The sequence below is a fragment of the Tsukamurella ocularis genome (genome assembly GCF_965138335.1).
GTDB classification, from domain to species: Bacteria; Actinomycetota; Actinomycetes; order Mycobacteriales; family Mycobacteriaceae; genus Tsukamurella; species Tsukamurella ocularis_A.
The window spans coordinates 20,446-40,586 of record NZ_CBCSDV010000007.1; the positions used below are offsets into that span (position 1 = coordinate 20,446).

General features: G+C 70.5%; 21 protein-coding genes and 1 other RNA gene. 13 read left to right on the forward strand and 9 right to left on the reverse strand.

Annotation, left to right across the window (positions count from 1 at the left end):
* Positions 1-20: 20 nt before the first annotated feature.
* From ACNAYW_RS08625 to hisN, 3 genes are all read right to left on the reverse strand, one after another.
* Positions 21-1,262, reverse strand: coding sequence for an acyl-CoA dehydrogenase family protein (locus ACNAYW_RS08625; RefSeq protein WP_415849293.1), 1,242 nt, complete (start codon positions 1,260-1,262; stop codon positions 21-23).
* A gap of 32 nt (positions 1,263-1,294) precedes the next feature.
* Complete coding sequence (locus ACNAYW_RS08630; protein WP_415849294.1) at positions 1,295-2,671, reverse strand: acyl-CoA dehydrogenase family protein; 1,377 nt, start codon at positions 2,669-2,671, stop codon at positions 1,295-1,297.
* 134 nt (positions 2,672-2,805) lie between these two features.
* Positions 2,806-3,606: a histidinol-phosphatase gene (gene hisN / locus ACNAYW_RS08635; protein WP_415849295.1), complete on the reverse strand. Its 801-nt coding sequence runs from the start codon at positions 3,604-3,606 to the stop codon at positions 2,806-2,808.
* 62 nt (positions 3,607-3,668) lie between these two features.
* Between hisN and ACNAYW_RS08640 the strand changes: the two genes are divergently transcribed.
* Positions 3,669-4,031, forward strand: coding sequence for a hypothetical protein (locus tag ACNAYW_RS08640; protein ID WP_415849296.1), 363 nt, complete (start codon positions 3,669-3,671; stop codon positions 4,029-4,031).
* A 10-nt stretch (positions 4,032-4,041) separates the two neighbouring features.
* On the opposite strand, the gene ACNAYW_RS08645 is transcribed toward ACNAYW_RS08640, so the two are convergent.
* Complete coding sequence (locus ACNAYW_RS08645; RefSeq protein ID WP_415849297.1) at positions 4,042-4,809, reverse strand: sulfite exporter TauE/SafE family protein; 768 nt, start codon at positions 4,807-4,809, stop codon at positions 4,042-4,044.
* A gap of 61 nt (positions 4,810-4,870) precedes the next feature.
* Between ACNAYW_RS08645 and prfB the strand changes: the two genes are divergently transcribed.
* The 7 genes from prfB to ssrA all read left to right on the forward strand — a co-directional run bounded on the left by prfB (position 4,871) and on the right by ssrA (position 10,427).
* Complete coding sequence (prfB, locus tag ACNAYW_RS08650) at positions 4,871-5,986, forward strand: peptide chain release factor 2 (protein ID WP_415849298.1); 1,116 nt, start codon at positions 4,871-4,873, stop codon at positions 5,984-5,986.
* Positions 5,976-6,887, forward strand: coding sequence for a mechanosensitive ion channel family protein (locus tag ACNAYW_RS08655; RefSeq protein WP_415849299.1), 912 nt, complete (start codon positions 5,976-5,978; stop codon positions 6,885-6,887). Before prfB ends, ACNAYW_RS08655 begins: the two co-directional genes overlap by 11 nt.
* Positions 6,884-7,480, forward strand: a complete 597-nt coding sequence (locus tag ACNAYW_RS08660; protein WP_415849300.1) for a hypothetical protein — start codon at positions 6,884-6,886, stop codon at positions 7,478-7,480. Before ACNAYW_RS08655 ends, ACNAYW_RS08660 begins: the two co-directional genes overlap by 4 nt.
* 27 nt (positions 7,481-7,507) lie before the next feature.
* A complete protein-coding gene (ftsE, locus tag ACNAYW_RS08665) occupies positions 7,508-8,197 on the forward strand; it encodes a cell division ATP-binding protein FtsE (protein WP_415849301.1) in 690 nt (229 codons plus the stop codon).
* A gap of 51 nt (positions 8,198-8,248) precedes the next feature.
* Positions 8,249-9,154, forward strand: coding sequence for a permease-like cell division protein FtsX (gene ftsX, locus ACNAYW_RS08670; RefSeq protein ID WP_415849302.1), 906 nt, complete (start codon positions 8,249-8,251; stop codon positions 9,152-9,154).
* 105 nt (positions 9,155-9,259) lie between these two features.
* Positions 9,260-9,739, forward strand: coding sequence for an SsrA-binding protein SmpB (gene smpB / locus ACNAYW_RS08675; RefSeq protein ID WP_068530451.1), 480 nt, complete (start codon positions 9,260-9,262; stop codon positions 9,737-9,739).
* A gap of 317 nt (positions 9,740-10,056) precedes the next feature.
* Positions 10,057-10,427, forward strand: a transfer-messenger RNA (tmRNA) gene (ssrA, locus tag ACNAYW_RS08680).
* A gap of 45 nt (positions 10,428-10,472) precedes the next feature.
* Here the strand turns inward: ssrA and ACNAYW_RS08685 are convergent.
* On the reverse strand, positions 10,473-10,682 hold the full coding sequence (locus tag ACNAYW_RS08685; protein WP_415849303.1) for an excalibur calcium-binding domain-containing protein: 210 nt from the start codon (positions 10,680-10,682) through the stop codon (positions 10,473-10,475).
* 228 nt (positions 10,683-10,910) lie between these two features.
* Here ACNAYW_RS08685 and ACNAYW_RS08690 point away from each other — a divergent pair, with 228 nt between their 5' ends.
* Positions 10,911-11,858, forward strand: coding sequence for a lipase family alpha/beta hydrolase (locus ACNAYW_RS08690; protein WP_415849304.1), 948 nt, complete (start codon positions 10,911-10,913; stop codon positions 11,856-11,858).
* Here the strand turns inward: ACNAYW_RS08690 and ACNAYW_RS08695 are convergent.
* The 4 genes from ACNAYW_RS08695 to ACNAYW_RS08710 all read right to left on the reverse strand — a co-directional run bounded on the left by ACNAYW_RS08695 (position 11,828) and on the right by ACNAYW_RS08710 (position 15,093).
* Complete coding sequence (locus ACNAYW_RS08695) at positions 11,828-12,775, reverse strand: cation diffusion facilitator family transporter (RefSeq protein ID WP_415849305.1); 948 nt, start codon at positions 12,773-12,775, stop codon at positions 11,828-11,830. The two genes, ACNAYW_RS08690 and ACNAYW_RS08695, sit on opposite strands and share 31 nt — an antisense overlap.
* An 86-nt stretch (positions 12,776-12,861) precedes the next feature.
* Positions 12,862-13,266, reverse strand: coding sequence for a RidA family protein (locus tag ACNAYW_RS08700; RefSeq protein ID WP_415849306.1), 405 nt, complete (start codon positions 13,264-13,266; stop codon positions 12,862-12,864).
* 52 nt (positions 13,267-13,318) lie between these two features.
* Positions 13,319-14,065, reverse strand: a complete 747-nt coding sequence (locus ACNAYW_RS08705; protein ID WP_415849307.1) for an IclR family transcriptional regulator — start codon at positions 14,063-14,065, stop codon at positions 13,319-13,321.
* Complete coding sequence (locus ACNAYW_RS08710) at positions 14,062-15,093, reverse strand: sugar kinase (RefSeq protein ID WP_415849308.1); 1,032 nt, start codon at positions 15,091-15,093, stop codon at positions 14,062-14,064. The genes ACNAYW_RS08705 and ACNAYW_RS08710 overlap by 4 nt, the downstream gene beginning before the upstream one ends.
* A 120-nt stretch (positions 15,094-15,213) precedes the next feature.
* On the opposite strand from ACNAYW_RS08710, the gene ACNAYW_RS08715 reads away from it, so the two are divergent.
* Genes ACNAYW_RS08715 through ACNAYW_RS08730 form a run of 4 tightly spaced genes read left to right on the forward strand, consistent with a single transcriptional unit; the run spans position 15,214 to position 20,132 of the window.
* Positions 15,214-16,467, forward strand: a complete 1,254-nt coding sequence (locus tag ACNAYW_RS08715) for a type III PLP-dependent enzyme domain-containing protein (RefSeq protein WP_415849426.1) — start codon at positions 15,214-15,216, stop codon at positions 16,465-16,467.
* 12 nt (positions 16,468-16,479) lie between these two features.
* On the forward strand, positions 16,480-18,081 hold the full coding sequence (locus ACNAYW_RS08720) for an N-acyl-D-amino-acid deacylase family protein (RefSeq protein ID WP_415849309.1): 1,602 nt from the start codon (positions 16,480-16,482) through the stop codon (positions 18,079-18,081).
* Positions 18,078-18,710 carry a bifunctional 4-hydroxy-2-oxoglutarate aldolase/2-dehydro-3-deoxy-phosphogluconate aldolase gene (locus ACNAYW_RS08725; protein ID WP_415849310.1) on the forward strand — a complete coding sequence of 211 codons (633 nt, stop codon included), beginning with the start codon at positions 18,078-18,080 and terminating at the stop codon, positions 18,708-18,710. Before ACNAYW_RS08720 ends, ACNAYW_RS08725 begins: the two co-directional genes overlap by 4 nt.
* 27 nt (positions 18,711-18,737) lie before the next feature.
* Positions 18,738-20,132 carry a GntP family permease gene (locus ACNAYW_RS08730; protein WP_415849311.1) on the forward strand — a complete coding sequence of 465 codons (1,395 nt, stop codon included), beginning with the start codon at positions 18,738-18,740 and terminating at the stop codon, positions 20,130-20,132.
* Positions 20,133-20,141: the final 9 nt, after the last annotated feature.

Below are 20,141 nucleotides of genomic sequence, written 5' to 3' on the forward strand. Positions count from 1 at the left end.
GTCGAGCTCGTGCCCCCGGGTTACTTCAGCTGGGAGCTGGTGAGGTCCAGGTGGCGGCGGGCGATGATCAACTGCTGGATCTGCTGCGTGCCCTCGAAGATGTCGAGGATCTTCGAATCGCGGGCCCACTTCTCGAGCAGGGTGCGCTCCGAGTAGCCCAGCGCGCCCGCCAGTTCCACGGCCTTGAGGGTCACGTCCGAGCCGACCCGGCCCGCCTTGGCCTTCGCCATCGAGGCGTTCATGGAGTTCGGGAGCTTGTTGTCGGCCATCCAGCCCGACTTCAGCGTCAGCTGATAGGCGGCCTCCCAGTCCGACTCGAGACGGATGAACTCGGCCGCGGCGTGCGGCAGGGTGTTCACGGGCGCGTCGTAGTCGATGACGATGCCCGCGTTCTCGAGGACGGTGCGCAACTCCTCGAGCGATGCCCGAGCGACGCCGATCGCCATGGCGGCCACCAGCGGACGGGTGTTGTCGAAGGTCTGCATGACCCCGGCGAAGCCCTTCTCGACGTTCACCTCGGCGCTGCCGAGGATGTTCTCGAAGGGGATGCGGCAGTCCTCGAAGCGGATCTCCGCGGTGTCGGAGGCGCGGATGCCGAGCTTGTGCTCGAGCCGGGCCACGGTGACGCCCGGGTGCTCGCGGGGCACCACGAAGGACTTGATCGCGGCGCGGCCGGCGCTCTTGTCCACGGTCGCCCACACCACGATGTGGTCGGCGCGCGAGCCCGAGGTCACGAAGATCTTGGTGCCGTTGAGCACCCACTCGTCGCCGTCGCGGGTCGCGGTGGCGGTGACGGCGGCCGAGTCCGAGCCGAAGGAGGGCTCGGTGATCGCCATGGACGCCCACACCTTGCCGAAGCGCTCGAGCTGCTCGTCGGTCGCCACCGCGGCGATGGCGGCGTTGCCGAGGCCCTGGTAGGGGAAGGCGAGCATGAGACCCGCATCGCCCCAGCACATCTCGATCGCGTTGATGATCGACTCCATGGTGCCGCCGTTGCGGCTGCCCGCGGTCACATCGGCCGGCTTGGGCTTGGGCTTCTCCTCGCCCTCGCCCGACTTGCGGTCGCCCGAGGCGGCCGACGGCGCCTGGCCCGCATCGGCCAGCCCGTCGTAGAGGGCCGCGATGGTGTCGAGCTCCTTGGGGTACTCGTGCTCCGCGAGGTCGTACTTGCGCGAGATGGGGCGGAAGATCTCGGCCGCACCCTGGTGCGACATCTCGGCCGACGCCTTGAGCTTCTTGGGAAGTTCCAGATTGATTGCCATGATGGTTCTTTCAGGTCAGAAGAGTCGGTCGACTAGAGGACGACGACGCCCTCGGCGATGCCCACGGCGCGCAGGTCGCGGTACCAGCGCTCCACCGGGTGCTCCTTGGTGAAGCCGTGGCCGCCGAGCAGCTGGACGCCGTCCAGGCCGATCCGCATGCCCTTGTCGGTGGCGAACTTCCGGGCCAACGCGGCCTCGCGGCCGAAGGACAGGCCCTGCTCTGCGCGCGAGGCGCCGCGCCACACGAGCAGCTCCAGGCCGTCGATCTCGGTCGCCATGTCGGCCACGGCGAAGGCGACGGCCTGACGGTGCGCGATCGGCTCCCCGAAGGCCTCGCGCTCCTTGACGTACGGCGTCACGTAGTCGAGGACGGCGCGCGAGGTGCCGAGCGCGAGCGCCGACCAGCCGAGGCGGGCCAGGCGCACCACGTCGGTGTAGTTCTGGTTCGCGGTGTCGAGATCGACCTCGCCGAGCAGGGCCGACGTGGGGACCTTGACGTTGTTGAGGTTCAGGCGGCCCAGCGACGCGGCGCGCAGACCCATGCTGGGGTCGCCCTCGATGATCACGCCGTCGGTCCCGGACTCGACGATGAACAGGGCGGACTTGCCGTCCAGCTTGGCGCCGACCACGAACAGCTCGGCCGAACCGGCCTGCGGCACCATCGACTTCACGCCGTTGAGTACGAAGCCGCCGGCGGTGCGGGTGGCCTTGGTGGCGAGCGTGAACGGGTCGAACAGCGCGCCGGGCTCGGCGATCACCACGGAGGACTGCGGCACGGACTCGCCGGCGTACTCCTTGAGGTAGGTCTGCTGCTGGCCGTCGGAGCCGAACTGCGAGAGCGTCACCGCGACGCCGCTCGGCGCGAGGATCGGCAGCGCGAGACCCATGTCGCCGTGGGCGAGCGCCGCGGCCACGAGGGCGTTGGTCACCGCGCCGCGGTCGCTGCCCGCACCGTCGAGCTCCTCGGGCACGTTGATCATGGTGATGCCGAGTTCGGTCGCGCGATCGAGCAGCGACGCGGGAGCCGCGGTCGCCGCGTCCGCCTCGGCGGCGGCCGGGCGGACGATCTCCGCCGCGAAGTCCCGCACCGTGTCGGCGATCATCTGCTGCTCGTCGTCCGGGGTGAGGTCGTAGTTCGACTTCGTGCTCGAGCTCAGGCGCTTCGGCTTACCGCCGCCGGCGACGACCTTGAAGGTCCGGTTCGCGGCGCCGAGCGCCTTGAAGCCGTGCTTGGTGCCCTCGTAGGCCACGCGGTTCACCACGTCCTGCAGACCGCGGTTCTGCACGAACGGGGTCTGCACCACGGCCATCAGGGCGCGGATCAGCTGGCCCGTGGGGTTCCGCCGGATCGGGTTCTTCCCGATGGCGCTGGTGTCCCGGGGATCGGTTGACGTGCTCATCTCCACCATCTCGTCGTCGTGGTGGCGCAGGTCATGGGGCTGTTCCCCGGCGTCCGCGCCGCCAACTTACTCATCAGTCAGATGAGACCTTACTCCTCGGTAAGTTGTGTGCCAAGGGGTCGGACGAAAAGCGTGTCGCGAGGTCAGGGATTCAGTCGCGTCAGGACCTGCGGGTGCAGCACCGGATTGGCGGCGACGGCCGACCCCGCGTGCGGGCCCGCCGTCCCATCGGTGCCGGTGAACAGGCCCCCGGCCTCCCGCACCAGGATCTCGACCGCGGCCAGATCCCACAGCGAGACCTCGGGCTCCACCGCGATGTCCACGGCGCCCTCCGCGACCAGGCAGTAGCTCCAGAAGTCGCCGTAGCCGCGCAGGCGCCAGGCGTCGTCGGCGAGGGCGAGGAAGCGCTCGCGTCCCGCGCGGTCGGCGAAGTAGGACAGGTCCGAGAACGAGATGCTCGCGTCGGCGATCTCGCGGACCCCGGAGACCGTGATCCGGCGGGGCTCGGCACCGTCGAACTGCGTGAACGCGCCCGCCCCCGCGGAGGCGAACCAGCGGCGACGGAGCGCGGGCGCCGAGACGACGCCGACCACCGGCACGCCGTCCTCGAGGAGCGCGATCAAGGTGGACCAGACGGGGACCGCGCGCACGTAGTTCTTGGTGCCGTCGATCGGGTCGATCACCCACTGGCGGCCGGCGAAGACGGGCTCACCGCCGAACTCCTCGCCGAGCACCGCGTCGCCGGGGCGCTCGGCGGCGAGCCGCTCGCGGAGGAGGGTCTCGGTGGCGAGGTCCGCGTCGGAGACGGGCGTGAGATCCGGCTTGGCGTCGACCTCGAGGTCCAGGGCGCCGAACCGCGCCATGGTCAGCGCGTCGGCGGCGTCCGCGAGGGCGAGGGCCAGGGCGAGATCGGGGTGCTGGGGGTTCGACGGTGCGCTCGACATGCGAGAACGGTAGCGGAGGCCGCGCACGGGCGCGGGGCGGTCCCCGTCGGTAATCTGGACATATGGAATGGATCTGGGTGCTCCTGCTGGCCGCGATGCTGGGCGCGCTCGTCGTCATGTGGCAGCGCTCCAAGCGCGGCACGCTCGGCACCGCGCCCGCCGGACCCGGCATGGAGGACGGGATGCTCACGCTCAGCGGCGTGAGCCCGCGCCCCGTCGAGCCCGATCAGAAGGGGCAGGCCTTCGTCACCGTCTCCGGCACCGTCGAGGGCCCGACGACGCCGCCCACGCACGTCTACCGGCGGCTCGTGATCGACTTCGCCGAGCGTTGGCCGGAGGTCGGTGACCGCCTGCCCGTGTATTACAAGGTGGGCAAGGTCGACAGCTCCTGGCAGCTCGGATCGCTGCAGCCGCCCGCGATCTGATCGCTCGGGCCTAGGTGGTGAGGAGCCGCCACAGGCCGATGGTGCCGACCACCACGATGATCGTGCGCAGCGCGGTCGGCGAGAGGCCCCGGCCGAAGCGGGCGCCGAGCGCGCCGCCGACCAGCGATCCCACCGCGATGACGCCCGCCACGGGCCAGTCGATGCGGTCGAACGCCACCGCGAGGTAGAACGCGGCCGCGACCACGTTCACCAGCAGGGAGAGCAGGTTCTTCGCCGCGTTGAGACGCTGCAGGTCGTCGTGCACCAGGACGCCCATCGCGGCGACCAGCAGGATGCCCTGCGCGGCGGTGAAGTAGCCGCCGTACACCCCGATCGCGAACGTGGCGGCGACGAGCGCCGCGAGCCGACCGGTCGACGGGGGCGCCCCGTCGTCGGCCGGAGCCGTCCACCGCTGGATGCGCGGCTGCAGGACCACCAGCGCCAGGGCCAGGACCAGGAGCGCCGGGACGATCGTCTCGAAGACGGTCTCCGGCAGGTGCAGCAGGAGGAACGCGCCGACCAGCGCCCCCGCCACCGACGCCGGCATCTGCCAGCGCAACCGGTCGAACTGTCCGGAGAGTTCGCGGCGGTAGCCCCACGTGCCGGAGATCCCGCCGGCCACCAGGCCGATGGCGTTGCTGATCGTCGCGGTCACGGGCGGGACGCCGAAGGCGACCAGAGTGGGGAAGGTGATGAGGGTGCCGCTGCCGACGAGGGAGTTGATGAATCCGGCGCCGACGCCCGCCGCGAGGACGATCAGCAGCTCCCATCCGACCATGACGCGACCATAGTGCGCCGCCCGCCTCGCCCGTCGCGACGGGCCAGTATCCTGGGTGACTGTGCATCCTGACGTAGCCGCAGACATCGAGAGCCTCGAGACCACCCTGCAGACGGTGGAGAAGGTGATCGACCTCGACGAGCTGCGCCGGCGCGTCGACGAGCTGGAACACAAGGCGTCCGACCCCGAGCTGTGGAACGACCAGGCCAACGCCCAGCAGGTCACCAGCGAGCTGTCCCACGCCCAGGCGGAGCTGCGTCGCGTCACCGACCTGCGCCGGCGGCTCGACGATCTGCCCGTGCTCTACGAGCTGGCCGACGCCGAGGAGGGCGACGACAAGGCGGCCGCGCTCGAGGACGCGGACGGCGATCGCGCGCAGCTGCGCACCGAGATCGAGGCCATGGAGGTCAAGACCATGCTCTCGGGCGAGTACGACGCCCGCGACGCGCTGGTCAACATCCGCGCCGGCGCGGGCGGCGTCGACGCCGCGGACTGGGCCGAGATGCTCATGCGCATGTACATCCGCTGGGCCGAGAAGCACGGCTACGGGGTCGAGGTCTACGACACGAGCTACGCAGAGGAGGCGGGCCTGAAGTCCGCCACGTTCGCGGTGAAGACCGATTACGCGTACGGCACCCTCTCCGTCGAGATGGGCACGCACCGCCTCGTGCGGATCAGCCCGTTCGACAACCAGGGCCGCCGCCAGACGTCCTTCGCCGAGGTCGAGGTCCTGCCCGTGGTGGAGACCACCGACCACATCGACGTCGACGAGAACGAGGTGCGCGTGGACGTGTACCGCTCGTCGGGCCCGGGCGGCCAGTCGGTCAACACCACCGACTCCGCGGTGCGGCTCACGCACATCCCGACCGGCATCGTCGTCACCTGCCAGAACGAGAAGAGCCAGCTGCAGAACAAGGTCTCGGCCATGAAGGTCCTGCAGGCCAAGCTGCTCGAGCGCAAGCGGCAGGAGGAGCGCGCGCAGATGGACGCCCTCAAGACCAACGAGGGCGCCTCCTGGGGCAACCAGATGCGCTCCTACGTGCTGCACCCGTACCAGATGGTCAAGGACCTGCGCACCGAGTACGAGGTGAACAACCCGTCGGCGGTGCTCGACGGCGACCTGGACGGCTTCATCGAGGCCGGTATCCGCTGGCGGATGCGTGGCGATGACGACTAGCGCGCTGCTGGCGAACTCGATCCTCCCCGACGTCACGGGGTGGCGGCTCCTCATGTACGAGCGCGTGCTGCCGATCGCGCTGTGGATCATCGCCGCGGTGCTGGCGAACCGGTTCGTCAACTGGGCGTCGGCGCGCGTCACCATGCGCATCGACGCCCAGTTCAAGAACAGCGACTCCCTCGTCCGCTCGGAGTCCGCGAAGCACCAGCACGCGCTGATCCAGGTGATCAGCTGGGTCGCGATCGCGGCGATCTACCTGTTCGCGACGTACCAGATCGTCAAGGCGCTCGGCGTGCCGATCAACGCCCTCGTCGCGCCGGCCACCGTGATCGGTGCGGCCCTGGGTTTCGGCGCCCAGCGGGTGGTGCAGGACCTGTTGGCCGGGTTCTTCCTCATCACGGAGCGGCAGTACGGCTTCGGCGACGTGGTGAACCTCGCGCTGACCGGCGGCTCGACCGCCGAGGGCACCGTCTCCGACGTCACGCTGCGGGTGACCAAGCTGCGCAACACCGACGGCGAGGTCATCACCGTGCCGAACGGCCAGATCGTCAAGGCGACGAACCTGTCCAAGGACTGGGCGCGGGCCGTCGTCGACATCCCGCTGCCCAAGACCGTCGACATGGGCAAGGTCAACACGCTGCTGCACCGCGTCGGTGAGCGCGCCTACCACGACCCGAAGATGTCGACGCTGCTGCTCGACGAGCCGACGCTCATGGGCATCGAGTCGATCGACCTGGACCAGGTGAACCTGCGCATGGTCGCGCGGACGCTGCCCGGAAAGCAGTTCGAGGTCGGTCGAAACCTGCGCGAGCGCATCGTCCGCAGCCTCGCGACCGCGGGCATCGACGTCGCGCCCGTCACCGACACCGTCGAGGACGAGGAGGAGGTGAGGCCGCAGTGACGGACATCTCGAGGGGTCCGCAGGACGAGCCCGAGGACGCCTCGGAGGCCACGACGGAGATCCGCGCCCAGGCCGCGCCGTCCGAGCCCACGCAGCAGCCGTCCGAGCCCACGCATCCGCTCCCGACCGTCTGGGAGCGGATCCCGAAGACCATCCCGCACACGCGCGCGCGGACCAGCACCGTCGTCCTGGGGCTGTTGTTCCTCGGCCTGATGTGGTGGTACCTCGACCTGTACGCGCAGTTCGTGCCGGAGGAGCAGCGCCGCACGGGGCAGCCGCCCGCCGCCACGACGACCGCCCCCGCCCAGGAGGCGCCCACCTACGACGCGCCGGTCACCACCACGACGCCGAGCAGGCTCCCGTCGAGCGCGGTCCCGTCCAGCGCCGCGGGGGAGTCCGGTGCACCGTCGTCGACGGTGCCGGGCCGTTCGGCCGAGCCGGGTACGCCCACGTCCGGTGGGACGACGCCGACCACCACCGCACCGGGCGGCATCGTGCTGCCCGGCGGGGTGACGCTGCCCGGGATTCCGGGCGCGACGACCGAGCCGCCGGCCTCCGGCGGCGCACCGACGACGACGGTTCCGCCGGGGTAGTCCGCCGCGTCAGTAGACTGGGCGCTCGTGATCACGCTCCAGAACGTCACGATGAAGTACAAGGCGTCGGCCAGGCCGGCGCTCCACGACCTGTCGCTCGAGATCGGCAAGGGCGAGTTCGCCTTCCTGATCGGGCCCTCGGGTTCCGGGAAGTCGACGTTCTTCCGGCTCCTGCTCAAGGAGGACAAGCCGACCAGCGGCGACGTCTACGTGGGCGACTACCACGTCAACAAGCTGTCGGGCCGCCGCGTGCCGCAGCTGCGCCAGTCGCTGGGCTGCGTCTTCCAGGACTTCCGCCTGCTGCAGCAGAAGACGGTGGCCGAGAACGTGGCCTTCGCGCTCGAGGTGATCGGCAAACCGCGCAACGTCATCGACCGGACGGTCCCGCAGGTGCTCGACTACGTGGGCCTCGGCGGTAAGGCGGGCCGCATGCCGAGCGAGCTGTCCGGTGGCGAGAAGCAGCGCGTGGCCATCGCGCGCGCCATCGCCAACCGGCCCCTGCTGCTGCTCGCCGACGAGCCCACCGGCAACCTGGACCCCGATACCTCCGCCGAGATCGTGGACGTGCTGGACCGGATCAACCGGGCCGGCACGACCGTGGTCATGGCCACCCACGACCGCCACATCGTGGACTCGATGCGCCGCCGGGTCATCGAGTTCCGCTTGGGCGAGATGGTGCGCGACGACGCCACCGGCGTGTACGGGCTGGGCCGCTGACGGCGCCCGCCGCACCCGCCGACGACGACGAACCGAAGGACTGAATTCCCAGTGCGAGCCAGTTTCATCACCAGCGAGGTCTTCACCGGCCTGCGCCGGAACGTGAGCATGACGATCGCCATGATCCTCACCACCGCGATCTCTCTCGGCCTGTTCGGCGGCGGTCTGCTCGTGGTGCGGATGGCCGACAAGAGCCAGGACATCTTCCTGCAGCGCGTCGAGATCCAGGTGTTCATCGACGACAAGGTCGCCGCCGACGATCCGGACTGCCAGAAGGCCGTGTGCCAGGCGATCGAGTCGAAGATCAAGGCGCAGCCGGGTGTCGACTCGCTGGACTACATCTCCCAGGACAAGGCGCTCGAGACCGCCAAGACCAAGACCTTCGCCGGCCAGCCCGAGCTGGCCGAGCTGGTGCGCCCCGGGGTGCTGCCCGCGTCCTTCAAGGTGCGCGTGGGCGACGAGAACAAGTTCGCCGCGGTCATCGACGCGGTGCAGGGCCAGCCCGGCGTGGCCGGGGTGCAGGACCAGCGCGAGTTGGTGGAGCGCGTCTTCTCCGTGCTCAACGGCGCGCGGAACGCCGCCTTCTTCGTGGCGCTGATCCAGGCCGTGGCGGCGGTCCTGCTGATCGCGAACATGGTGCAGGTGGCCGCGTACACGCGGCGCACCGAGGTCTCGATCATGCGGCTGGTGGGCGCTTCCCGCTGGTACACCCAGCTGCCCTTCCTCCTGGAGGCGGTGATCGGCGCGGTGATCGGCGCGGTCCTCGCGGTGGGCGGCCTGTTCGCCGGCAAGGCACTGTTCTTCGACCGGGCCCTGCGCGAGATGTACGGCGTGAACATCCTGGCGCGGATCACCAACACCGACGTGCTGTTGGTCTCACCCTGGCTGATCCTCGTGGGCGCCGGCTTCGCCGCGGTCACCGCCTACGTGACTCTGCGCTTCTACGTGCGGGAGTAGCGCCGCCGATAAGTCGCTTTCCGCGCACCGTCGCATCCCCGTACGATGGAGTGGTTGTCCAGCGTGACCGGCACTCGGTCACGGCGTACGGAAGGGATGGGGACGATGGCGAAGGAGAAGGGGCGCTCGGTGATCGCGAGCAACCGCAAGGCGCGCCACAACTACGCCATCCTCGACACCTTCGAGGCCGGCGTGGTGCTGGTGGGCACCGAGGTGAAGGCGCTCCGCGAGGGCAAGGCGTCGCTGGTGGACGCGTACGCGACCATCGACGACGGCGAGGTCTGGCTGCGCGGGCTGCACATCCCCGAGTACGGCAACGGCTCGTGGACCAATCACACGCCGCGCCGCACCCGCAAGCTGCTCATGCACCGTCGCGAGATCGACTCGCTCACCGGCAAGATCCGGGAGGGCAACCAGACGCTGGTGCCGCTGTCGATGTACTTCAACGAGGGCCGCGTGAAGGTCGAGTTGGCGCTCGCCAAGGGCAAGCAGGACTACGACAAGCGGCAGGACATCGCCCGCCGCACCGCCGAGCGCGAACTGGTCCGGGAGCTGGGCCGGCGCGTCAAGGGCATGCGCGGCTGATTTCTTTCCGGCGGTGCCCGGCGTGGCGCGTTGAGATCCGACCTTGACCGGCGTTCACTTGAGATACGAGTTACTGATGTGACTCGTGGGACTCAAGTGAGGAGCGGATCCATGAGTGTCGAGAACAAGGCCAAGGTCGTTTCGCTGGCGCACCGCGTGGGCGCGGTGCTGCTCACCGTGCTGATGAACATGAACGCCTCCGCCGCCGGCGTGCGGCTGCGTACCGTCTGATAATCGCTGGACAGGTGCCGATGCTGGTGCGGTAGTATGGAACTTCCACTCCGCGAGGTGTGGGCTTCCGCTGAGGCGGACGATGAGGGGCCGATCGGTTTCGACTTCGTTTGTTGACGCGGGGGAAGCGTGCCGGTGCAGGCTGGAGACCACCGTAAGCGTCGCAGCAACCCTATAAGCGCCGATTCCAATCAGCGCGACTTCGCTCTCGCTGCCTAAGCAGCCAGGCGAGTCTGTCAGTCCGGGTTCGCCCTCGGCCCGGGTACTGGCATCAGCTAGAGGGATTCACCCCGCGGTGCGGTCGCGGTATCGCGGGGGACATCAAACAGCGACTGGGATCGTCATCCCGGCTCGTCCGTGAGACCGGGAGATCCGAGTAGAGGCACAGCGGACTGCGCACGGAGAAGCCCCGTAGAAATGACGGAGGACCCGGGTTCAATTCCCGGCGGCTCCACAGCGAAGCGCCCCCGGTCATCGGCCGGGGGCGCTTTCGTGTCCGGTGCTACTTCTTCACCTCGCAGGCGATCCCGTCGCCGTCGCGGTCGAGGTGGCTCGCATAACCGGGATCCCCCTTGAGTAGCGGGGCCTTGCCGGCCTTGCGCACCTCGGTGCAGTTCTTGTAGTACGGGTCGGCGTGCGAGACGGCGGCGGGGGCCGCGAGCGCGGCGAGCGAGAACGCGGCGACCAGGACGCGAGTGAGGGTGGGGGACATGGGGAACTCCTGCAGACCGGGGGAAGCGACGACTGCGGGACGGTCCCTCTCCCGCGGTTCCTACGGTGTACGCCTTTGCGGTGGCAAGAGGATCGTCGGATATGGGTAATTAGCCGGGAAACTGACCGTATCGCACGATTTGCGCGGAAGGGGGCGGAGCGCGCATCGGTGAAACAAGTTCTAGAAATGTCTCTCGATCGGACGCGGGTTGGGCTATCGTCCGTGGGCATGAACCTGCGTTCCGTATGGCGACGGGCCGCCGTCGCGGCGGCCGGCATCGCGCTCCTGGTCGCGGCACCGTCGACCGCGGCGCCGCTGCCCGAGAACTTCAACTTCTTCGGCGGCATACCGTCGGAGCTGACGAACCCGAACGGCTCGCTGCCCGGGACCAACGACTACTCCTGCAGGCCCACGGCCCGTCACCCCAACCCCGTCGTGCTCGTGCACGGCACCGGTGGTGGCTCGCAGACCAACTGGGGCGCCTACGCGCCGCTGCTCAAGAACGACGGCTACTGCGTCTTCTCCTTCACGTACGGCGCTCTGCCCGGGGCGCCGTGGCCGGCGAATCAGATCGGCGGAACCCGGCCGCTCGCGACGAGCGCGCAGCAGCTCAAGGCGACGGTGGAACGTGTTCTGGCAGCGACCGGCGCGCGGAGGGTCGATCTCATCGGCCACTCGCAGGGCACGCTCATGCCGTCGTACTTCGTGAAGTACCTCGGCGGGGCCGACAAGGTGGGCAAGTACGTCTCGCTCGCGCCGCTGTGGCGCGGCACGGGAGGCGACCTGGGGCGCGCGACGTCGGTGTTCGTACGCGGCCTGAACGTCCGCGACCCGTACTTCCCGATCTTCGAGTCGATCGGCGACATGCTGCCGGGATCCCGGTTCCTGGACAAGATCTGGGCGGGCGGCACGCCCTACGCGCGCGGCGTCGAGTACACGAACATCTCCACCCGCTTCGACGAGTTGGTGCTGCCGTACACGAGCGGCCAGCTCGACGGGCCGCCGGGGACGAAGGTCACCAACATCGTGGTGCAGGACACCTGCGGCCAGGATCTCTCGGACCACCTCGCGATCGCCGGCTCACGTCGGGCCGCCTACTTCGCGCTCAACGCCCTCGATCCGCAGCATCCGCGGCCGGTGCCCTGCTACGTGGTGCCGCCGTTCACGGGAGCCTGACCGGGGTAGGTCTCGCCGTGCGGGTCGCCGCAGCGGTCCTCGGCGCCCGAGTGATCGACCTGCAACGTGGCGTGCTCGATGTGGTACTCGTCGTGCAGCAGGTCGCTGATCGTGCACCGCACGGCGTGGCAGTCGGCGCCGGGGTCGACGAGGATGTGCGCCGAGAGGGCGGGCTGGCCCGAGGTGATCTCCCAGATGTGCAGGTCGTGCACCTCGGTCACGGTCGGCACCGCGGCCACGTCGCGCCCCACGGCGGCGGGATCGATGCCCTCGGGCGCCGCCTCGAGGAAGATACGACCCGAGGCCTTCACGAGTCCCCACCCCGCCTTGAGCATGAGCGCCGCCACCACGAGGGCGGCGATGGCGTCCGCCCGGCCCCAGCCGGTGGCCCAGATGATCGCGCCGGCGATCGCGGTCGCGATGAAGGCGTACAGGTCGTTGAGGATGTGCTGGTAGGCGCCCTCGACGTTGAGGCTGGTACGGTTCGCGCGCCGGATGGCCCACGTGGCGGCGAGGTTCACCGCGCAGCCCGCGAGTGCGGTGAAGAAGACGAGCCGCCCGTCGACGTCGGGCGGCGTGATCAGCCGCGAGACGCCCTCGTAGACGAAGAACGCGGCGAGCAGCAGGAGGGTGATCCCGTTGGCCTGGGCCGAGAGGATCTCCACCCGCTTGAGGCCCCAGGTGTATCCGCCCTTCGCGGGCTTCGCGGCGATCTTGATCGCGACCAGTGCGAGCACGATCGCCGCGGCATCGGTGAGCATGTGCGCCGCGTCGGTGATGAGCGCGAGCGAACTCGCGATGATGCCGATCGTCACCTCGATCGCCATGAAGGCCACGAGGAGCGCCAGCGCGATGCTCAGCCAGCGCTTGTCGGCGTCCGCCGACACCCCGTGGTCGTGTCCCGCGTGTCCGCTCATCTCAGCCCCGCCTCTCGTTCGATGAGATCACCGAACGAACATACATTGCGGTATGCGCATATATCAATGGCGAGCGTCGGGAGGTGTCACTCGACGACGGCGAGCGCGTCGATCTCCACCAGCATCACCTCGTGCGGCAGGTCGACGAAGACCGTCGTGCGGCAGGGGAGTGCCGCGCCCTCGGGCACGTTCTCGGCGATGAACGCGCCGTAGACCTCGTTCATCGGGCCGAAATCGTCGCGGGTGGTGAGGTAGACGCGGAACATCAGCACGTCGGCCACGGAGGCGCCGCCGGCCTCGAGGATCGCCTTGACGTTCTCCAGCGTCCGCCGCGTCTGCTCCTTGACGTCGCCCTCGGCGATGTACTGGTTCGTCACCGGGTCCATCGGGCCCTGGCCCGAGACCTGCAGCAGGTTCCCGCGGCGCACGCCCTGGGAGAAGAAGTGGGCGGGAGCGGGCGCGTGGGTGGTGGAGACGGCGGTCGTGGTCATGGTGGTTCCTCTACTCTCGTGATTTCTTCGGTGTTCCCGGGTTCCGGGAGGTTCAGCGCGGGCGGTACCCGCAGTCGCGGGAGATCGCCGCGCAGGTCGCACGCAGCGGCTCCAGGAGCTCCAGTAGCTCGTCGAAGGGCAGGACCACGTCGGGCACCGATACGGACACTGCGGCGACGACGGTGCCGCTCGCGTCGCGGACGGGTGCGCCGATGCAGTTGATGGTGGGCTCGTTCTCCTCGCGGTCCGCGGCCCAGTCCTGGGCGCGGACGCGGTCGATCTCGGCGAGGTAGTCCTCGGGCGTGACGATGGTGTTGGCCGTGCGCCGGGTGAAGTCCATGCCCGCGACGAACCGTCGCAGCTCGTCGTCGGGCAGCGTCGACAGCATGAGCTTGCCGACCGCGCTGGAGTTGAGATTGACCTCCATCCCCACCCGTGAGTACATGCGGATGAGGTCGCGCGATTCGAGCTTGTCGATGTAGATCACCGCGTCGCCCTCGCGGGCGGCGAGGTGCGTGGTCCGGCCGTACTCGCGGTTGAACGCGACGAGGTGCGGCGCGGCGATCTCCCGGATTCCGCGCTGCTCCGAGGCCCGGGCGGCCAGGTCGAAGACGCGCGAGCCGAGGTGGTATCGGTGCGCTTCGTCGTGGTACGCGAAGCGCGCGTCGACGAGCGGCCGCAGCAGGCGCAGCACGGTGGTCTTGTGCACGCCGAGCTCGTCGGCCAACTCGTCGAGCGAGGCGGGGCTCTCGCCCAGCAGGCGGAGGATCTCCAACGCGCGGGTCAGGCTCTGGCTCATGACGGCCGGCTCTCGTCGGGTGGCGGGAACGTCGTGCCGCCCACCCGGATGCCGCCCGGCCCCACGTGCGCGGCGAGCCAGGCGTCGTCATCGCAGGTGAGCAGGGCTGTCATGGCCTCGGGAGGCAGGGTGGCGAAATCGGCGCGCACGGTGAGGGTCGCGGCGGCGCCGGCGTGCCCGCGGCGCAGGCAGGTGCGCATGTCCTCGTCGCGGGCGAGCCCGTGCAGGAAGCCCGCGGCGAAGGAGTCGCCGGCGCCCACGGGCTCGACCACGTCGACCGCCAGCGCGGGGACCGCGATCTCCGCGCCGTCCCGGTCGACGGCGATGGCGCGGACCGCACCGTCCTTGACGACGACGGTGCGCGGTTCGGGCAGGAGGGCCCGCACCGCGGCGGGGGAGCCGGTGCCGAGCACGCGCTCGGCCTCGTCGGAGCCGACCAGCACGACATCGGCGCAGCGGGCCAGCTCGATGACGAGCGACGGGTCGCCGTCGGGCCACAGCTGCTCGCGCCAGTTGACGTCGAACGTGACGACGCCGCGCACGCCGGTGCGGTCGCGGAGCAGGGCCCGGGTGAGGGCGGCGCACGATGCGGAGAGGGCCGGCGTGATGCCGCTGGTGTGCACGATGCGGGCGTGCCCGAGGGTCGCCGCGACCGCCGAGCGGGCGAGGAACTCGGGCCCCATCGCCGCGGCCGCGCTGCCGGCGCGCCGGTAGGTGCTGGTGGTGACGGGCTCGCCGTCCGCGTCGACGCCCTCGGTCTTGGCGTACCGGCCGGTGAAGGCGGCCCCGTCGACCTCGATGCCGTCGGTGAGCACGCCGTGCGCGCGCAGGTGCTCGACGATCCGGCTGCCCTCGGCGTCCCCGCCGACCCGGCTGAGGAAGGCCGTCGGCGTGCCCAACACCGCGACGCCCGCGGCCACGTTGGCCTCGGCGCCTCCGGCGTGCATGGCGGGATCGGGTGCGTCGAGGTCCGCCGCGGCGACCAGTGCCAGCGGTTCCCCGAGGCACGCGATCCAAGCTTCCGTCACCTTCTCGCACCGTTCTTCCGTCTCGTGGTTGTGCAGGTCGTCGTCACGATGCTAGCGTCTGTGACACGCATCACGCAACGGTGATTGCAATATACGCAACGTAGCAGATTGGGATGCATGATGGCCAACGGGAACGACGCGCGGCCGGCGAGGTTGAGTGTGCTCGACAAGGCGGTGCCCGCGTGGGCGAACGGCATGACGACGGCCGACTTCCTCGCCCATGCACCGCGCCTCGCGGGGCTCTCCACGCCGGTGCTCGTGCTCGACCGCGCGGCGATGTCCGACAACGTCGCCGAGTTCGCGCGGTGGACCGCCGCGCACGGCTTCGACCTCGAGCCGCACGGCAAGACCACGATGGCGCCCGCGCTGTGGCAGGACCAGCTCGACGCGGGGTCCACGGCGATCACCGTCGCGAACCTCCCGCAACTGCAGGCGGCCGTCGCCACCGGCTTCCGGAACCTGCACGTGGCGAACGCGATCGCCGATCCGGCCGGCATCCGCTGGCTCGGCGAGGCGCTCGACGCCGACCCGGAGCTCGAGGTCACCCTGTGGGCGGACGGGCTCGCCACCGTCGACGTGCTCGACCGCGGCCTCGCCGCCGCGACGCGGCAGCCCACGGTCCTGGTCGAGTTGGGCGGCCCCGGCGGCCGTACCGGTGCGCGCACCGTCGACGAGGCCGTCGCGATCGGCGAGCGCATCGCGGCGTCCCCGCGGCTGCGCCTCGGCGGTGTGACCGGCTACGAGGGCGCGTTCGCGCACGACACTTCGGCCGCGGCGCTCGGCACCGTCGACGACTACCTGCGCACGCTGAAGGACCTGCACACCCGACTGCGCCCGCTGTACCCGGAGGGCCGCATCGTCGTCTCGGCCGGCGGCAGCGCCTATTTCGACCGCGTCGCCGCGATCCTGGGCGACATCGACGACGCCCGGATCGTCGTCCGCTCGGGGGCGTACATCATCCACGACGACGGCTTCTACCGCGGCATCACGCCGTCCGGCCGCGACGCCGATGCGCCGCGGCTGCGGTCGGCGATGCACGTCTGGGCGCGCGTCATCTCGCGGCCCGAGCCCGGCCTCGCCCTGCTCGACGTGGGCCGCCGCGACGTCTCCTTCGACGAGGGCCTGCCCGAGCCGCAGGCCGCCGCAACGGGTCTCGGCGAACCGTCGCGCCCGCTCGACGCGGAGGTCTCCGCGGTCAACGACCAGCACGCCTTCCTGCGCCTGCCCGCCGGCGACCCGCTCGCGGTCGGCGACGTCGTGCGGCTGGGCCTGAGCCACCCGTGCACCGTCTTCGACAAGTGGCGGGTCATCCCCGTGGTCGCCGACGACGGCGAGAACCCGCAGGTGGTCGACATGATCTCGACGTACTTCTAGGGCGGGGTCATCATGCACGACACACTGATCCGCGCCGCCGCCGTCGTCGACGGCACCGAGGCGCCCCGCTACACCGCCGACGTCGCGATCTCCGACGGCGTCATCACCGCCATCGGCGAAGACCTCGGGCCCGCCCATCGCGTCATCGACGCCGACGGGCTGGTCCTGAGCCCCGGCTTCATCGACATGCACGCCCACTCCGACCTGCAGATCCTCCTCAACCCCGAGCACCCCTCGCGGATCACGCAGGGCGTCACGTGCGAGGTCATCGGTCAGGACGGCCTGAGCTACGCTCCCGTCTCCGACGAGACGCTCGCCGTCGTCCGTCGCCAGATCGCCGGGTGGAACACCGATCCGGCGGACTTCGACTTCTCCTGGCGCACCGTCGGCGAGTACCTGGCCCGCCTCGACGCCGACGGCACCGCGACCAACCTCGCGTACCTCGTGCCGCACGGCCTCCTGCGTGCCCTCACGATCGGCTTCGGCGACGGTGTCGCGTCCCCGGCGGAGGTGGCCCGGATGCAGGAGATCCTCACGCAGGGCATGCGCGAGGGCGCCGTCGGCCTCTCGACCGGCCTCACCTACACCCCGGCCATGTACGCCGACGACGCCGAACTCGCGGCGCTCATGCGCACCACCGGCGAGCTCGGCGGCTACTTCTCCCCGCACCACCGCAGCTACGGCGCGGGCGCGATGGAGGCCTACGCCGAGATGATCGACCTGTCGCGGCGCACCGGATGCCCGCTGCACCTCGCGCACGCGACCCTCAACTTCGGGCCCAACAAGGGCCGCGCGCCCGAGCTCCTGGCCCTGCTCGACGATGCCGTCGCCGCCGGCGCGGACGTCTCCCTCGACACCTACCCCTACCTGCCCGGTGCCACCACGCTCGCGGCGATCCTGCCCAGCTGGGCCGCGGCCGGCGGCGCCGACGCGACGCTGCAGCGGCTGCGCGATCCGCAGGACCTGGCCCGCATCCGGGAGCACCTGGAGCACACCGGATCCGACGGCTGTCACGGCGTGATCGCCGAGTGGCACACCATCGAGATCAGTGGCGTCGGCAACGACGCGCTCGCGGGGTACGTCGGACGGACCGTCGAGCGGATCGCCGCCGACGAGGGGCGCGACCCGTTCGACGTCTGCGTGTCCATCCTTCTCGAGGACCGCCTCGCCACCGGCATCCTGCAGCACGTCGGGCACGAGGAGAACGTGCGCGCCATCATGCGCCACCCCGCGCACACCGGCGGCAGCGACGGCCTGCTCGTCGGCGGCAAGCCGCATCCGCGGGCCTGGGGCACGTTCGCCCGCTACCTCGGCCACTACAGCCGCGACCTGGGGCTGATGAGCCTCGAGGAGTGCGTCGGCCACCTCACGGGCCGCGCCGCCCGCCGCCTCCGCCTGGTCCGACGGGGCCTGGTCCGCGAGGGCTACGCGGCCGACCTCGCGCTGTTCGACCCCGACGCGGTGATCGACCGCGCCACCTACGACGCCCCGCGCACCCCCGCAGCGGGATTCACGCATGTCTTCGTCCGCGGTGTCGCCGCGCTCGACGAGGGCGTCCTCACCGGCGCCCGCGCGGGCGGCGCGCTGCGCCTCACGGAAGAAGGAGTCCTGTGACCGCGAACGACGAATCCGGCCTGCTCGACGCGCTGGCCGCGGACCGCGCGCTCACCGTGGTGCGCGCCCCGGAACTGCCGGATGCGGCGGCCCTGTGTCGCGCGCTCGCCGAGGGCGGGATCCGCACCGTGGAGCTGACGTTCACCACGCCCGGCGTGCTGGGCCACCTCGAGCGCGCGGCGGGCGTCGAGGGGACGAACCTCGGCGTGGGCACGGTGCGTTCGGGGGCGCAGGCCCGCGACGCCGTGAACGCCGGCGCCCGATTCCTGGTGACGCCCGATGTCAACGAAGAGGTCGCGCAGGCGGCCCGCGACCTCGGCGTTCCGGTCTTCCTCGGCGCGCTGACCCCCACCGAGGTGGCCCGCGCGGCCGCGCTCGGCTCGGTGGCCGTGAAGATCTTCCCCGCCCGGGCCTTCGGGCCCGGCTACCTCAAGGACCTGCACGGTCCGTTCCCCGGCCTGCCGCTCCTCCCGTCCGGCGGGGTCGGCGAGGCCAATGCCCGCGAGTTCCTGGGTGCCGGCGCGGTCGCCGTCTGCGCCGGCACGTCCGTCGTGCCCCCCGACACCGTCGCCGCCGGCGACTGGGCCGATATCGCCCTCCGCGCTGCGCGTTTCGTCGCCGCGCTCTGATCCCCTTCCAGAACGGGAGTACCACTCATGTCCTCGGCCATCGACTGGCTGCAGCACGACACCGGGGGTCTGTTGACCCTCGCCGCGGTGTCGATCGCGGTCCTGCTGCTCCTCATCATCAAGGTCAAGCTCGAGCCCTTCATCGCGCTGATCATCGTCTCGGTGGGCCTCGCGCTGGTCGCGGGCGTCTCCGTCGAGAAGCTCGTCGGGTCGCCGCAGAAGGGCGCGGCGCAATCGATCCTGGAGACCGGCTTCGGCGGGATCCTCGGGCACATCGCCCCGATCATCGGCCTCGGCACGGTGCTCGGCGCCATCCTGGAGCGATCCGGCGGCGCCGACGTGCTCACGAGTTGGCTCCTGAAGCTGTTCGGGCCCAAGGGAGCGCCGCTCGCGATGGGCGTCACCGGCCTCATCCTGGGCATCCCGGTGTTCTTCGACATCGGCATCTTCATCCTGGCGCCGCTCGTCTACGTGGCCGCCAAGCGCGGCGGCAAGTCGCTGGTCATGTACGCCATGCCGATGCTCGCCGGCCTGTCGATGACGCACGCCTTCCTGCCCCCGCACCCCGGTCCCGTCGCCGCCGCCGGCCTGCTGCACACCTCGCTCGGCTGGATCATCATCATGGGCCTGGTCTGCGGCATCCCCGCGTGGTTCGCCTCGGGCGTCGTGTGGGGCACCTGGATCGGCAAGCGCGTCATCGTCGACGTCCCGGAGGAGTTCGTGCCGGAGGAGGCGCACGCGAGCAAGGACCGGCCGCCGCTCGCGCTCATCGCCTTCATCATCGCGGTGCCGATGCTGCTGATCCTCGGCGGCACCTTCGGCTCGGTGTGGCTCACGCCCGGGACCAAGCCCTTCTCGATCCTCGTCTTCCTCGGTACGCCCGCGATCGCGCTGACCATCGCCGTGGTGCTGGCGTTCTACCTGCTCGGCATCCGGCGCGGTATCAACGCGACCCAGTTGGCGGAGATGACGGGTGCGGCGCTCAAGCCGATCGGCATGATCCTGCTGGTGGTCGGCGCGGGCGCCCTGTTCGGAGCGGTCCTGCGGGCCACGGGCGTCGGCACGGCGCTCACCGACTCGATGTCGAACCTCGGCCTGCCGCTCATCGTGACCGCGTACCTGGTCAGCTGCGCGCTGCGCATCGCGCAGGGCTCGGCGACGGTGGCGATCACCGCGACCGCCGGCATCATCGGCGAGACGGTGGCCGCGGGCAACTACTCGCAGGCGCAGATCGCGCTCATCGTCATCGCGATCTCCGCCGGCTCCATCATCCTCAGCCACGTCAACGACGGCGGCTTCTGGATCGTCGCGAAGTACTTCAACATGACGGTCAAGCAGACGCTCATGACCTGGTCGGTGCTCGAGACCATCCTGTCGGTGGTGGGCTTCGCGATGGTGCTCATCGTCTGGGCGATCGTCTGACGTCCGCGG